General features: G+C 47.3%; 12 protein-coding genes. All 12 read left to right on the forward strand.

Features of this window, described 5'->3' with window-relative positions; genetic code table 11:
- Positions 1–9 precede the first annotated feature (9 nt).
- The 12 genes from hscA (at position 10) to der (ending at position 13175) form a co-directional block, all read left to right on the forward strand.
- Positions 10–1860 (forward strand): Fe-S protein assembly chaperone HscA, encoded by a 1851-nt coding sequence (hscA, locus tag J4N45_RS03195; RefSeq protein WP_252013607.1) that lies wholly within the window; start codon positions 10–12, stop codon positions 1858–1860.
- An 18-nt stretch (positions 1861–1878) separates the two neighbouring features.
- Positions 1879–2217: an ISC system 2Fe-2S type ferredoxin gene (fdx, locus tag J4N45_RS03200; protein WP_006072576.1), complete on the forward strand. Its 339-nt coding sequence runs from the start codon at positions 1879–1881 to the stop codon at positions 2215–2217.
- A gap of 15 nt (positions 2218–2232) precedes the next feature.
- Positions 2233–2433 (forward strand): Fe-S cluster assembly protein IscX, encoded by a 201-nt coding sequence (iscX, locus tag J4N45_RS03205; protein ID WP_042476251.1) that lies wholly within the window; start codon positions 2233–2235, stop codon positions 2431–2433.
- Positions 2434–2636: 203 nt separating this feature from the next.
- Positions 2637–3932 carry an aminopeptidase PepB gene (gene pepB / locus J4N45_RS03210; protein WP_234494441.1) on the forward strand — a complete coding sequence of 432 codons (1296 nt, stop codon included), beginning with the start codon at positions 2637–2639 and terminating at the stop codon, positions 3930–3932.
- Between the two features lie 52 nt (positions 3933–3984).
- On the forward strand, positions 3985–4410 hold the full coding sequence (gene ndk, locus J4N45_RS03215) for a nucleoside-diphosphate kinase (protein WP_042476257.1): 426 nt from the start codon (positions 3985–3987) through the stop codon (positions 4408–4410).
- Between the two features lie 189 nt (positions 4411–4599).
- A complete protein-coding gene (rlmN, locus tag J4N45_RS03220) occupies positions 4600–5727 on the forward strand; it encodes a dual-specificity RNA methyltransferase RlmN (RefSeq protein WP_252013608.1) in 1128 nt (375 codons plus the stop codon).
- Between the two features lie 540 nt (positions 5728–6267).
- Positions 6268–7221, forward strand: coding sequence for a cytoskeleton protein RodZ (rodZ, locus tag J4N45_RS03225; RefSeq protein WP_252013609.1), 954 nt, complete (start codon positions 6268–6270; stop codon positions 7219–7221).
- Between the two features lie 8 nt (positions 7222–7229).
- Positions 7230–8354, forward strand: a complete 1125-nt coding sequence (ispG, locus tag J4N45_RS03230) for a flavodoxin-dependent (E)-4-hydroxy-3-methylbut-2-enyl-diphosphate synthase (RefSeq protein ID WP_234494438.1) — start codon at positions 7230–7232, stop codon at positions 8352–8354.
- 26 nt (positions 8355–8380) lie between these two features.
- Positions 8381–9649 (forward strand): histidine--tRNA ligase, encoded by a 1269-nt coding sequence (gene hisS, locus J4N45_RS03235; protein WP_252013610.1) that lies wholly within the window; start codon positions 8381–8383, stop codon positions 9647–9649.
- A 78-nt stretch (positions 9650–9727) separates the two neighbouring features.
- Positions 9728–10342, forward strand: a complete 615-nt coding sequence (locus tag J4N45_RS03240) for a YfgM family protein (protein ID WP_128647907.1) — start codon at positions 9728–9730, stop codon at positions 10340–10342.
- 12 nt (positions 10343–10354) lie between these two features.
- Positions 10355–11512 (forward strand): outer membrane protein assembly factor BamB, encoded by a 1158-nt coding sequence (gene bamB, locus J4N45_RS03245; protein ID WP_252013611.1) that lies wholly within the window; start codon positions 10355–10357, stop codon positions 11510–11512.
- A 175-nt stretch (positions 11513–11687) separates the two neighbouring features.
- Complete coding sequence (gene der / locus J4N45_RS03250; RefSeq protein ID WP_234494434.1) at positions 11688–13175, forward strand: ribosome biogenesis GTPase Der; 1488 nt, start codon at positions 11688–11690, stop codon at positions 13173–13175.
- Positions 13176–13192: the final 17 nt, after the last annotated feature.

The raw sequence follows: 13192 nt of genomic DNA on the forward strand, positions 1-13192 counted from the left end.
GATATTTGAATGGCATTACTTCAAATCGCAGAGCCGGGCCAAAGCTCCGCGCCACACGAACATAAACTGGCTGCGGGTATCGACCTAGGCACGACTAACTCCCTCGTCGCGACAGTAAGAAGTGGTGAAGCCGCGACATTACCAGATGCCAACGGTAATAAGATCCTCCCATCAGCGGTTCGCTATGCGGATGACAGTATCACTGTCGGTATTGACGCTCGTGACAACGCTGCACTTGATCCCGTTAACACTATCATTTCTGTGAAGCGGCTACTCGGTCGTTCACTTTCAGATGTTCAGAGTCGTTATCCGTCAATGCCATATTCACTGACAGAAAGTGACAATGGCCTACCTGTCCTGCAAACCGCAGGCGGCGCAAAGAATCCGATTCAAGTTTCTTCTGACATTCTTAAAACGCTTGGTAAACGCGCAGAAGAGTCACTTGGTGGCGAATTAGCTGGCGTGGTGATTACGGTTCCAGCGTATTTCGATGATGCCCAGCGTCAAGGCACCAAAGATGCAGCAAACCTAGCGGGTATGCATGTCTTGCGTCTTCTTAATGAGCCGACTGCAGCAGCTATTGCTTATGGGCTAGATAGTGGTCAAGAAGGCGTAATTGCGGTTTACGACCTAGGTGGTGGTACCTTCGATATCTCTATCCTGCGTTTATCTCGCGGTGTATTTGAAGTGCTAGCAACTGGCGGTGATTCAGCGCTGGGTGGTGATGATTTCGACCATCTTGTTGCCGACTACTTGCAGCAACGAGCAGGCAAGTTAGAGCTTAACGCTCATGAGCAACGTGAACTGCTCGATGCAGCAACACAAGCGAAAATCGATCTGAGTCAAAATGACGTTGCGGCTGTTAACGTTCTTGGCTGGCAGGGTGAACTGACGAAAGCTCAGTTTGAAGACCTAATTCGCCCACTTGTGAAGAAGACACTGCTTTCATGTCGCCGTGCATTGAAAGATGCGGAAGTCGATGCGGAAGACGTTCTAGAAGTTGTCATGGTTGGCGGTTCGACTCGCACACCATTGGTTCGCGAAATGGTTGGTGACTTCTTTGGTAAAACACCACTGACAAGCATCAACCCAGACGAAGTGGTCGCGATTGGTGCAGCGATTCAAGCGGACATTCTTGCAGGTAATAAGCCTGACTCAGAGATGCTGCTATTGGATGTTCTTCCACTGTCATTGGGTATTGAAACTATGGGTGGTTTGGTCGAGAAGATCGTTCCACGTAATACCACGATTCCAGTGGCGCGCGCCCAAGAATTTACCACGTTCAAAGACGGCCAAACGGCGATGTCCGTGCACATAGTGCAAGGTGAGCGTGAGATGGTGGACGACTGCCGTTCATTGGCTCGTTTCTCACTAAAAGGCATTCCTCCAATGGCGGCGGGTGCAGCTCATATCCGTGTGACGTATCAAGTCGATGCTGACGGTCTACTGTCTGTTACCGCGATGGAAAAGAGCACGGGCGTTCAGTCAGAAATCCAGGTGAAACCATCTTATGGTCTTAGCGATGACGAAGTCACCAACATGCTCAAAGACTCGATGACATACGCCAAAGATGACATGCTAGCGCGTGCTCTGGCCGAGCAACGCGTAGAGGCCGACCGTGTTATCGAAGGTCTGATCGCCGCGATGCAAGCGGACGGCGATGCACTTCTAAACGAAGAAGAAAAACAGGCATTGGTTAAAGCGATTGAAGCTCTGATTGAACTTCGCAATGGCGATGATGCCGATGCTATTGAACAAGGTATTAAAGATACTGATAAGGCGAGCCAAGAGTTTGCATCACGTCGAATGGACAAATCCATCCGTGAAGCATTGGCGGGTCAATCAGTTGATAACATTTAGATCGAGGACTAAGTAGTCATGCCAAAAATTGTTGTTCTGCCCCATGAAGATCTCTGCCCAGAAGGCGCAGTATTAGAGGCTAATGAAGGCGAAACTGTATTAGACGTAGCGCTAAAGAACGGTATTGGAATTGAGCACGCTTGTGAAAAGTCGTGTGCATGTACCACTTGTCACGTCATCATCCGTGAAGGCTTTGATTCACTAGAAGAGAGTGAAGAGCTTGAAGACGATATGTTGGATAAAGCATGGGGTTTAGAGCCTGAGTCGCGTCTAGGTTGCCAAGCGGTTGTTGCAGATGAAGATCTTGTGGTAGAAATTCCAAAATACACACTCAACCACGCATCTGAAGATCACTAATTAACTGGAGGATTCATGAGCTTAAAATGGACTGATTCTCGTGATATCGCTATCGAGCTGTGCGATCAATTTCCAGAAACTGACCCGAAAACGGTTCGTTTCACCGACTTGCATAAATGGATTACAGACTTGGAAGATTTTGACGACGATCCAAATCGCTCCAACGAAAAAATCCTCGAAGCTGTGATTTTATGCTGGATGGATGAGTACGATTAAACAGACTTACTAGTTAGTTATACAAAAACGGGCCTTTGGCCCGTTTTTTTGTCGCACCATGTTACATTGTTATTAATTCCCATGGTGCAGTCATTGGTATTGTCTCTACATAGTGATAACATCATTTGATATACAGAATGCGACACAGCAGCCGAACTGCAACAGGCAAGCTGCAATAATTAGATTTAAGACAAGGAGAGACCATGTCTAGCACAATGTCGGTATTTATTAGCCAAGAAGCGGCAGCGCCACAATGGGGCGAAAAGGCTATCATTTCTTTCTCAGAGCAAGGTGCGACGATCCACATCGGTGAAGGTCACGATCTTGGAGCGATTCAACGCGCGGCCCGCAAGTTAGATTCACAAGGCATTTCAAACGCCACACTTGCAGGCGAGGGTTGGGATTTAGAGTCTTCTTGGGCGTTTTATCAAGGTTACCGTAATTCTAAGAAAAGCACTCAAGTCGAGCTAGCTGAGCTAAACGAGCAAGATAAGAAAGAGTTAGACGCGCGCATCAAAGCGTCTGATTGGACGCGTGACATCATCAATAAAAGCGCTGAAGAAGTCGCGCCGCGTCAATTGGCAACAATGGCTGCAGAATTTATTAAGTCAACCGCTCCAGAGCATGTGACTTACCGCATCGTTAAAGACAAAGATCTACTTACCGAAGGTTGGGAAGGCATTTTTGCTGTTGGTCGTGGCTCTGAGCGCACCTCTGCGATGCTGCAACTGGACTACAACCCAACTGGCGATGAAAACGCGCCAGTATTTGCTTGTTTAGTGGGTAAGGGTATTACCTTTGATTCCGGCGGTTACAGCCTAAAGCCATCGAACTTTATGACGGCGATGAAAGCAGATATGGGCGGCGCGGGCACCATCACTGGTGGTCTAGGTCTTGCTATCATGCGTGGCCTAAACAAGCGCGTAAAACTTATCCTTTGCTGTGCTGAAAACATGGTATCCGGTCGCGCGCTTAAGCTAGGTGATGTGATTACCTATAAAAATGGTAAGACGGTTGAGATCATGAATACTGACGCGGAAGGTCGTTTGGTTCTTGCTGACGGTCTTATCTACGCAAGTGAGCAAAATCCAGAGCTTATCATCGACTGCGCGACGCTTACTGGCGCAGCTAAAAACGCGCTTGGCAACGATTACCACGCCATCATGTCATTTGATGACGAGCTAACGCATCAAGCACTGACCAATGCAAATCAAGAGAAAGAAGGTCTATGGCCTCTGCCATTGGCGGACTTCCATCGCGGCATGTTGCCATCGAACTTCGCTGATTTGTCGAACATCAGCAGTGGTGACTACTCTCCGGGCGCAAGTACAGCGGCGGCATTCTTGTCTTACTTTGTGGAAGACTATAAGAAAGGTTGGTTGCACTTCGACTGTGCGGGTACTTACCGTAAGTCAGGAACCGATAAATGGTCTGCAGGCGCGACGGGTATGGGTGTGCGCACACTCGCTCGTTTGCTAACGGAGCAGGCTGACAAGTAATTCAAGAAAATTATTACTAATAAAAGAACAACACGAAAGAAAAGGAACACTAATGGCCCTAGAAAGAACATTCTCTATCGTTAAACCGGATGCAGTTAAGCGTAATTTGATTGGTGAAATCTATCACCGTATCGAAAAAGCAGGTCTGTCTATCATCGCAGCTAAGATGGTTCATCTTACCGATGAGCAAGCAAAAGGCTTTTACGCTGAGCATGAAGGTAAACCGTTTTTCGATGATCTTCGTGCATTCATGACGTCTGGCCCTATCATGGTTCAAGTACTTGAAGGTGAAGATGCGATTTGTCGTTACCGCGAGCTGATGGGCAAAACTAACCCAGAAGAAGCAGCGTGTGGCACTATCCGCGCAGATTACGCGCTAAGCATGCGCCACAACTCTGTACACGGTTCAGATAGCCCTGAGTCAGCAGCACGTGAGATTGAGTTTTTCTTTCCACAGTCAGAAATTTGTCCTCGTTAATTGAGTGCAGTTGTGAGTAAAAAGGAGGCATAGCCTCCTTTTTTATTACCCGTCACTTTTGTTGTGCAAAAAATGTTCACTTAGAAATGAATACCTTAATATTTTAGGGTTTTGTAACGCTTGTTGTAGGGGGCTAAAGCCTGTACAATTCGCGCCCTTAACACCATTTACCGTCATCGAAGAGGCACCATGACCACACAAAAAGTCAATCTACTCGATTTTGATCGCAAGGGTATGCGTCAGTTTTTCCAAGAGGAACTGGGCGAAAAAGCCTTCCGTGCTGATCAGATAATGAAGTGGATCTATCATTTTGGTGTCGACGACTTCGAGAAGATGACCAACATCAACAAGAAGCTACGTGAAAAGCTGATTCGTTTGGCAGAAATCAAAGCGCCAACCGTCTCTGAAGCTCAGCACTCTTCTGATGGCACGATTAAATGGGCAATGCGTGTTGGCGATCAAGACGTAGAAACCGTTTATATTCCTGATGATGATCGCGCGACGCTGTGTGTTTCTTCGCAGGTGGGTTGTGCACTGGAATGTAAGTTCTGCTCAACGGCTCAGCAAGGCTTTAACCGTAACCTTAAAGTGTCTGAAATCATTGGTCAGGTGTGGCGCGCAGCTCGTGAGATCGGTCTTGAGAAAGAAACTGGTCGTCGCCCAATTACTAACGTCGTAATGATGGGCATGGGTGAGCCACTGCTTAACATGAAAAACCTGATGCCAGCACTTGAGCTGATGCTTGATGATTTGGGCTTTGGTTTGTCTAAGCGTCGCGTAACTGTATCAACGTCGGGTGTGGTTTCTGGCCTTGACCAGATGACAGGTCAAATTGACGTTGCGCTAGCGATTTCTCTACACGCGCCAAACGATAAGCTTCGTAGCGAAATCATGCCAATTAACGATCGCTGGGACATTCAAGACTTCCTAGCATCTGTTCGTCGTTACATCGCATCTTCTAACGCGAACCGCGGTAAAGTAACGGTTGAATATGTATTGCTAGACCACGTTAATGACGATATGGACCACGCTCGTGAATTGGCTGAGCTTCTTAAAGATACACCAGCGAAGATTAACCTGATCCCGTTTAACCCGCATCCAGGTTCTCCGTACAAAAAACCGAGCAACTCGCGTATCGACCGCTTCATGAAAACGCTAATGAAGTACGACTATACCGTGACAGTTCGTAAGACTCGCGGTGATGATATCGATGCAGCGTGTGGACAGTTGGTTGGTGACGTTATTGATAGAACCAAACGTACTCAGCAGATTGCGGCTCAAAAGGGTCAGCAGGCGATTCCAGTCAAAGCGGTATAATTCGTATCTTGATGAACACAAGGCCAAGTTTCGACTTGGCTTTGTCGTTTTTGCACATTTTGTAGTGAAAATCAGCGGGTACTTCCGAGTTTGGCGTTGAATGAATGTATTCGTGCATCAAAACTCTGATCTTTCCCACATTTCCTCGATAAATAATTGAAGAATAACGGAACAAATATAGTTATCGTTAATCAAATACTACGAAATGCCGCCAAAATGATATGAGTAGTGTTAATTTTTAATCAAAATTGTCACTATTTACGCGGATTTCCCTTGGGGCGTTTTAACTCGTGCGGAGAATCGACTATGATGGGCAGTTCCAATCGAGATGAAACCGACTTAATTCGATAAGTTGGTATGAAATCATAATAAAATCGAGCGCTTTACATACATTATAAGTGCCGTAGTTGGCAATTTGGGACTATGCTGTATCAAACAGCTAGTGCGAGCGATTTACCAAACTAATGACCATGACCACCGATAAAAAAACGAACTAAGCGTGTTAGGTCAAAGTAACAACCAATAAGAAGTACAATATCAATGAGTACTGAGCAAAATAACGCCACAGAACAAGTACATCAAGCACAAGACGTTGAGCTTGCGGGAACCATTTTAAAACAAAAGCGTGAAGCCTTAGGGCTGACGCAAAAGCAGATTGCGGATAGATTGCGTTTACGTGTCGCGATCATTCAGAAAATTGAGTCAAACGATTTTGACGGAGAGCAGGTTGCCACCTTTACGCGTGGCTATTTGCGATCCTACGCGAAAGCTGTCGGAATTGATGAGCAAGAGGTGTTGGGAACCATTGAGAACCACAGCGCCGCTCAACACCACGAACAGCCAATGCAAAGCTTTTCCAAAAAGACCAATAAAGAGAAACATGATAGTCGTATTATGAAGCTCACATGGGGCATCTTTATTGTCATCATTGGTATCTCATCTGTGTGGTGGCTGCAAAACCAGCAGAAAGATACGCTTTCTGAAATCGCAGATACCTCATCCAATGACCCTGCATTCGCTGTTGAAGAAACGGCAAGTGAGAAAGTAGCCGCATTGGAAACTGAGCTAGCGCCTGAGCCAGAAGTCAAAACGCTTGATGTATCAGCCATTGTTGAAACACCGGCACAGCCAGAAGTTGAAGCGCAGGACGTCGTCGAGGATGCCGCTCCAGCAGAAGCCGAAGCTGCGGTCGTCGTCGAAGAGTCTGAGCCGGCAGTAGTTGAAGAAGCACCTGTGGCTCCAGAGGTTCCAGCAGGACTGACAAACCTGACTCTGTCGTTTTCTGGTGATTGCTGGATCCAAGTAAAAGATGCAGACGGTAAAACGGTATCAACAGGCATTAAGAAAGCTGGCGATAGCGTAGATCTTAATGGAAAAGCACCGTTTAAAATCATTTTAGGTGCACCAGAGAAGGTTTCTATGACATTTGCGAGTGAACCTGTCGACCTTTCTGGGTATACTTCAGGCAAAGTAGCTCGATTCACCTTACCTTAGAAAACACTATGCATCACGAATCACCAATTAAACGTCGTCCCTCTACGCGTATTTATGTGGGCGATGTACCTATCGGCGATGGCGCACCTATCGCCGTTCAGTCAATGACCAACACGCGTACGACCGATGTCGCCGCGACCGTTGCTCAAATCAAAGCTTTGGAAAACGTAGGCGCAGACATTGTTCGCGTTTCGGTTCCTACCATGGATGCGGCTGAAGCATTCCGTGAGATCAAGAAACAGGTTTCGATTCCTCTCGTAGCGGATATTCATTTCGATTACCGTATTGCACTAAAAGTTGCGGAGTACGGCGTAGACTGTTTGCGCATCAACCCAGGCAACATAGGTAACGAAGCTCGTATCCGTTCAGTCGTCGATTGTGCACGTGATAAAAATATCCCAATTCGCATTGGTGTAAATGGCGGCTCTCTGGAAAAAGATATCCAGATGAAATACGGCGAACCAACGCCAGAGGCGTTAGTTGAATCGGCAATGCGCCATGTGGATATTCTAGATCGTTTGAACTTTGATCAGTTTAAAGTCAGCGTGAAGGCATCCGATGTATTCCTGGCTGTTGACTCCTACCGTCTACTTGCGAAGAAAATCGACCAACCTCTTCACCTTGGTATTACTGAGGCGGGCGGCGCTCGCGCAGGCTCGGTAAAATCATCGGTTGGCTTAGGTATGCTTTTAGCAGAAGGTATCGGCGATACGCTGCGTATCTCATTGGCTGCAAATCCAGTTGAAGAGATCAAAGTGGGTTTCGATATTTTGAAATCGTTACGCATTCGTTCTCGTGGTATCAACTTTATCGCTTGCCCAAGCTGCTCTCGTCAAGAGTTCGACGTGATCGGCACAGTAAACGCACTAGAAGAGCGTTTAGAAGATGTCATTACACCAATGGATGTGTCTATCATTGGTTGTGTGGTCAACGGCCCAGGCGAGGCGGAAGTGTCTCATCTAGGTCTAGCGGGCAGCAATAAGAAGAGTGCTTTCTATGAAGACGGCAAACGTCAGAAAGAGCGCTTTGATAACGATGATCTCGTTAATCAGCTTGAAGCAAAAATTCGAGCGAAAGCATCGATGCTAGATACAGCAAATCGCATCGAAGTAAATGAAGTAGAAGACAAGTAATCTCAACGACAATACGGTATTAAACTGTGGCAAAAACTATTCAAGCAATCCGAGGCATGAACGACTGCCTCCCTACACAATCTCCACTTTGGCAAAAAGTTGAGAATACAGTGAAGCATGTGGTCAGCGCATATGGCTACAACGAAGTACGTATGCCAATCGTTGAGATGACACATCTATTCAGCCGCGCTATCGGTGAAGTGACCGACGTAGTTGAAAAAGAAATGTACACCTTTGAAGACCGCAATGGCGATAGCCTAACACTGCGCCCTGAGGGCACGGCAGGCTGTGTACGCGCTGGTATTGAAAATGGTTTGCTTTATAACCAAGAGCAGCGCCTGTGGTACATGGGTCCAATGTTCCGTCACGAGCGTCCGCAAAAAGGTCGCTACCGTCAGTTCCACCAATGTGGCGTGGAAGTATTCGGTCTAAACGGCCCTGACGTTGACGCTGAACTTATCATGATGACAGCACGTCTATGGCGTGAGCTGGGTATCGACAAGCACGTTCGTCTAGAACTGAACTCTATTGGTTCACTAGATGCGCGCGCTAACTACCGCACAGCCCTGATTGCTCACCTAGAGCAACACGTTGATGTGCTGGATGAAGATAGCAAGCGTCGTATGCATACTAACCCGCTACGTGTCTTGGATAGTAAAAACCAAGATGTACAAGCGATCTTGGTGGATGCGCCAGAGCTATCTGATTATCTAGACGAAGAATCAAAAGCGCATTTTGCAGGTCTTTGTGAACTTCTTGATGCTGCGGGTATCGAATATACGGTTAACCAGCGACTGGTACGTGGTCTTGACTACTACAACCGTACCGTTTTTGAGTGGATCACTGAAAGCTTAGGTGCTCAAGGTACTGTATGTGGCGGTGGTCGTTACGATGGTCTTGTTGAGCAGCTTGGTGGTAAACCAACACCAGCGGTGGGTTTTGCCATGGGCCTAGAGCGTCTTGTGCTCATGATGGAAACACTAGAGCTAACAGATGTGCGTCGCAGTGTAGACGCTTATGTCGTGACAGCGGGCGAAGGCACCATGATGGCAGGTATGAAGCTTGCTGAAAACCTGCGTGAAGCGATCCCTGGTATTCGTGTGATGAACCACTTTGGTGGTGGTAACTTCAAGAAACAATTCAAGCGCGCAGACAAAGTAGGGGCGGTATATGCTCTTGTGCTTGGTGAGAACGAAGTTGCTGAGAATACGGTCGTGGTCAAAGATTTGCAGGGCGGAGAGCAAGAAACTATTGCTCAAACTGAGTTAGCCGCTAAATTAGCAAATATTATTTAAGTTTAAATCCAAGTTGATAGGCAGCAATTTTGGGCTGCCTATTAATTTAGGTAATGATTTCTTTTAAGAGGACAGGAAGTGGAACTCTACGATTCTGAAGAACAACAAGTTGAAGCGATCAAAGACTGGTGGAAGGAAAACGGGAAAGCCGTGGTTCTTGGCGTTGTTGTTGGTCTAGGTGGTTTATTTGGCTGGCGTTATTATCAAGATTCCGTGGTCCAGGCTCAAGAAGCTGCATCAGAGCAATACAGTAAAGCTGTTGAGTCGATGGTAGTAAGCGGTGTTGACGCAAGTGCTGATGTACAAGCCTTCATCGATTCGAGCAAAGAGAGTGAATATGCGGTACTTGCTGCGATGCAATTAGCTAAAGCGCAGGTAGAAGCAGGTAATCTTGAAGATGCCCTAACGCAGCTTCAGTGGGCACAGAGCAACACCAAAGATCCTGCGATTGCACCGCTAGTAACTTATCGCGTTGCACGCCTAATGGCAGAGTCGGGTAATAACGATGGCGCACGTGCGGAACTCGATAAAATTACGGATGCAGCATGGGCTGGTCGTGTAGCAGAGCTTCGTGGCGATATTGCGATCCGTGAAGGCGATCGTGATGCTGCCTACACGGCTTATACACAAGCTCAGCAAGCACAAGATGCGAGCCAAGCGCTACAAATCAAGCTGGATGATCTTGCCAAGTAAGGGCTATAGCCGATGAATAGACTCGTTAAAAAGGTATTACTTTCTATCTCGGTATTAGGTGTACTTGCAGGGTGTTCGAGTGAAGAAGACACCATAGTGATGGCGCCACTACCCGTCGTGCAAAGTGAGTTCACTCCAAGTACAGAGTGGTCTTCAAGCATAGGTAATGGCGTAGGTCAGTACTTCTCTAAGCTTTCACCAGTCTACGCTTACGACAAACTGTTTGTTGCGAGCCGCGATGGCGTTGTGAAAGCTATGGATCCAGAAAATGGTAAAACCATCTGGCAAACCGAAATCAAAGGTGAAGTAACGGCTCGCCTGTCTGGTGGTATTGCAGCCGCTTATCAGAAGCTTTATATCGGCAGTGAAAACGGTGAAGTAATTGCTCTTGATGTAGAAACAGGTGACGAGCTTTGGCGTGCTGAGGTAAATGGTGAGGTACTGGCGAAGCCGGTTGCTGACGCTAGCCTGATTATGGTTCATACCAGTCAAGGCGTGCTTGCTGCGCTTGAGCAAACCAGTGGTGAAGAGCGTTGGGCGATCAGTACTGATGTACCAAACCTAACCTTGCGTGGCGATAGTGCGCCTGCGACGGTTTCCGGTGGTGTTTTCTGGGGTACGGCGAATGGTCGTCTAGCGGCGGCGATTGTCGAGCGTGGTCAGTTGATCTGGCAACAACCAGTGGGCACGCCTAAGGGTGCTACCGAGATCGACCGTTTGGTGGATGTTGATGCTTCGCCAATTATTCTAGGTGGTACGCTTTACACAGTGGGCTTTAACGGTCAGCTGATTTCCATCGACCTTCGCTCGGGTAACCCTATCTGGAAGCGTAATTACTCATCAGCGACAGATATGGCGACAGACAATCGTAGCTTGTTCCTGATTTCAGAAACGGACCACGTGATTGCTGTCGATGCTCGAAGTGGTACCGAGCTGTGGGAAAACAACCTATTAGAAAACCGCCAGCTTACGGCTCCTGTTATTGTTGACGGATACGTTGTAGTAGGGGATAGCCTTGGCTATCTTCACTGGATTGACCGTGCAACAGGTGAGTTTGTGGCACAGCAACTCATGAATGACAGCGGTATGTCGATTGGACCAACTTTAGTCCCTGGTGGCTATGTGATCGTTACTCGTGATGGTGAAATAAAGAAACTCACCATTAACTAGAAAGCGTGATATAATTCACAAACGGCTCCTGGCTGATTTTCAGTTAGGAGCCGTTTTATTGCTGCGAAGCAAAAGGATCTTTTCGAGCTCGGATAGATAGAATACGTTGTGGTTATAGGAAAACGAGAGCATTTTTACCTATAACTACAATAAGAAATTAAGTGTAGAGGTTAATATGTTACCTGTTGTTGCCCTAGTTGGACGCCCGAATGTGGGTAAGTCGACACTGTTTAATAGACTGACGCGTACGCGTGATGCTTTGGTAGCGGACTTTCCGGGACTAACGCGTGACCGTAAATATGGTCAAGCTCAACTGGGTGAGAATGAGTTCATTGTTATCGATACCGGCGGTATTGATGGCACTGAAGAAGGTGTAGAAACCAAAATGGCGGAACAATCGTTAGCTGCGATTGAAGAAGCTGACGTAGTGCTATTCCTTGTGGATGGTCGTGCGGGTTTGACGGTTGCGGATGAAGCGATCGCTAACCACCTACGTAAAATTGAAAAGCCAGCTTTCCTTGTGGTCAACAAGGTAGATGGCATTGATGCCGATGCTGCAAGCGCTGAGTTTTGGCAGCTAGGTGTTGAAAACATGTATCACATCGCTGCGGCTCACGGTCGTGGTGTTACTGCTCTTCTGGACCGTGCCTTGGATCCTTTCTTTGAACACCTATCAGAAGCTGAAGGTGAAATCGAAGACTTGACCATGTTTGAGGACGCGGAAGAAGAGAAACTCGACTACACCGAAGAAGAAGCGGAAGAAGAGTACAAGCGTCTTCAAGATCAGCCAATTAAGCTGGCTATTATCGGTCGTCCAAACGTCGGTAAATCGACACTAACTAACCGTATCCTCGGTGAGGAGCGCGTGGTGGTGTATGACATGCCAGGTACGACACGTGATTCTATCTACATTCCAATGGAGCGTGATGGTCGTGAATATGTTCTGATTGATACAGCGGGTGTACGTCGTCGTAAGCGTATCAACGAGACGGTAGAAAAGTTCTCCGTGGTTCAAACGCTGAAAGCCATTGAAGATGCCAACGTAGTATTGGTTGTTATCGACGCTCGCGAGAATATCTCAGACCAAGATCTTAGCTTGTTAGGCTTTGCCCTTAACGCAGGTCGCTCTATTGTTCTCGCTGTGAACAAGTGGGATGGTTTGGATACAGACGTGAAAGAGCAGGTTAAGAAAGAGCTAGACCGTCGTCTAGGCTTTGTAGACTTTGCTCGCATTCACTTCATCTCGGCGCTACACGGTACTGGTGTGGGTCACTTGTTCGAGTCTGTTCAAGAAGCGTATAAGTCAGCGACGACACGTGTGGGTACCTCTGTACTGACTCGTATCATGAAGATGGCAACAGAAGATCACCAGCCACCGATGGTTCGTGGTCGCCGCGTGAAGCTCAAGTATGCGCACGCAGGTGGTTATAACCCACCGATCGTTGTTGTTCACGGTAACCTAGTGAACGAGCTGCCAGATTCATACAAGCGTTACCTCATGAACTACTATCGTCGTTCACTGGAAATTATGGGAACACCAATCCGTATCAACTTCCAGAGCAGCGACAATCCGTTCGAGGGTAAAACGAGCAAGATGACACTTTCTCAGGAGCGCAAGCGTAAGCGCTTGATGAGTATGATGAAAGGTCGTCCGAAGAAATAAGAATAAGCTAAATAGCG

Source organism: Vibrio sp. SCSIO 43140 (genome assembly GCF_023716585.1).
Classification (GTDB): Bacteria; Pseudomonadota; Gammaproteobacteria; order Enterobacterales; family Vibrionaceae; genus Vibrio; species Vibrio maritimus_B.

What these genes read in the sequence shown, in the direction of transcription:
- iscX (WP_042476251.1), top strand. Translation starts at nt 2,233, where the DNA reads ATGAGCTTAAAATGGACTGATTCTCGTGATATCGCTATCGAGCTGTGC.
- pepB (WP_234494441.1), top strand. Translation starts at nt 2,637, where the DNA reads ATGTCTAGCACAATGTCGGTATTTATTAGCCAAGAAGCGGCAGCGCCA.
- der (WP_234494434.1), top strand. Translation starts at nt 11,688, where the DNA reads ATGTTACCTGTTGTTGCCCTAGTTGGACGCCCGAATGTGGGTAAGTCG.
- hscA (WP_252013607.1), top strand. Translation starts at nt 10, where the DNA reads ATGGCATTACTTCAAATCGCAGAGCCGGGCCAAAGCTCCGCGCCACAC.
- ndk (WP_042476257.1), top strand. Translation starts at nt 3,985, where the DNA reads ATGGCCCTAGAAAGAACATTCTCTATCGTTAAACCGGATGCAGTTAAG.
- fdx (WP_006072576.1), top strand. Translation starts at nt 1,879, where the DNA reads ATGCCAAAAATTGTTGTTCTGCCCCATGAAGATCTCTGCCCAGAAGGC.
- bamB (WP_252013611.1), top strand. Translation starts at nt 10,355, where the DNA reads ATGAATAGACTCGTTAAAAAGGTATTACTTTCTATCTCGGTATTAGGT.
- rlmN (WP_252013608.1), top strand. Translation starts at nt 4,600, where the DNA reads ATGACCACACAAAAAGTCAATCTACTCGATTTTGATCGCAAGGGTATG.
- ispG (WP_234494438.1), top strand. Translation starts at nt 7,230, where the DNA reads ATGCATCACGAATCACCAATTAAACGTCGTCCCTCTACGCGTATTTAT.
- rodZ (WP_252013609.1), top strand. Translation starts at nt 6,268, where the DNA reads ATGAGTACTGAGCAAAATAACGCCACAGAACAAGTACATCAAGCACAA.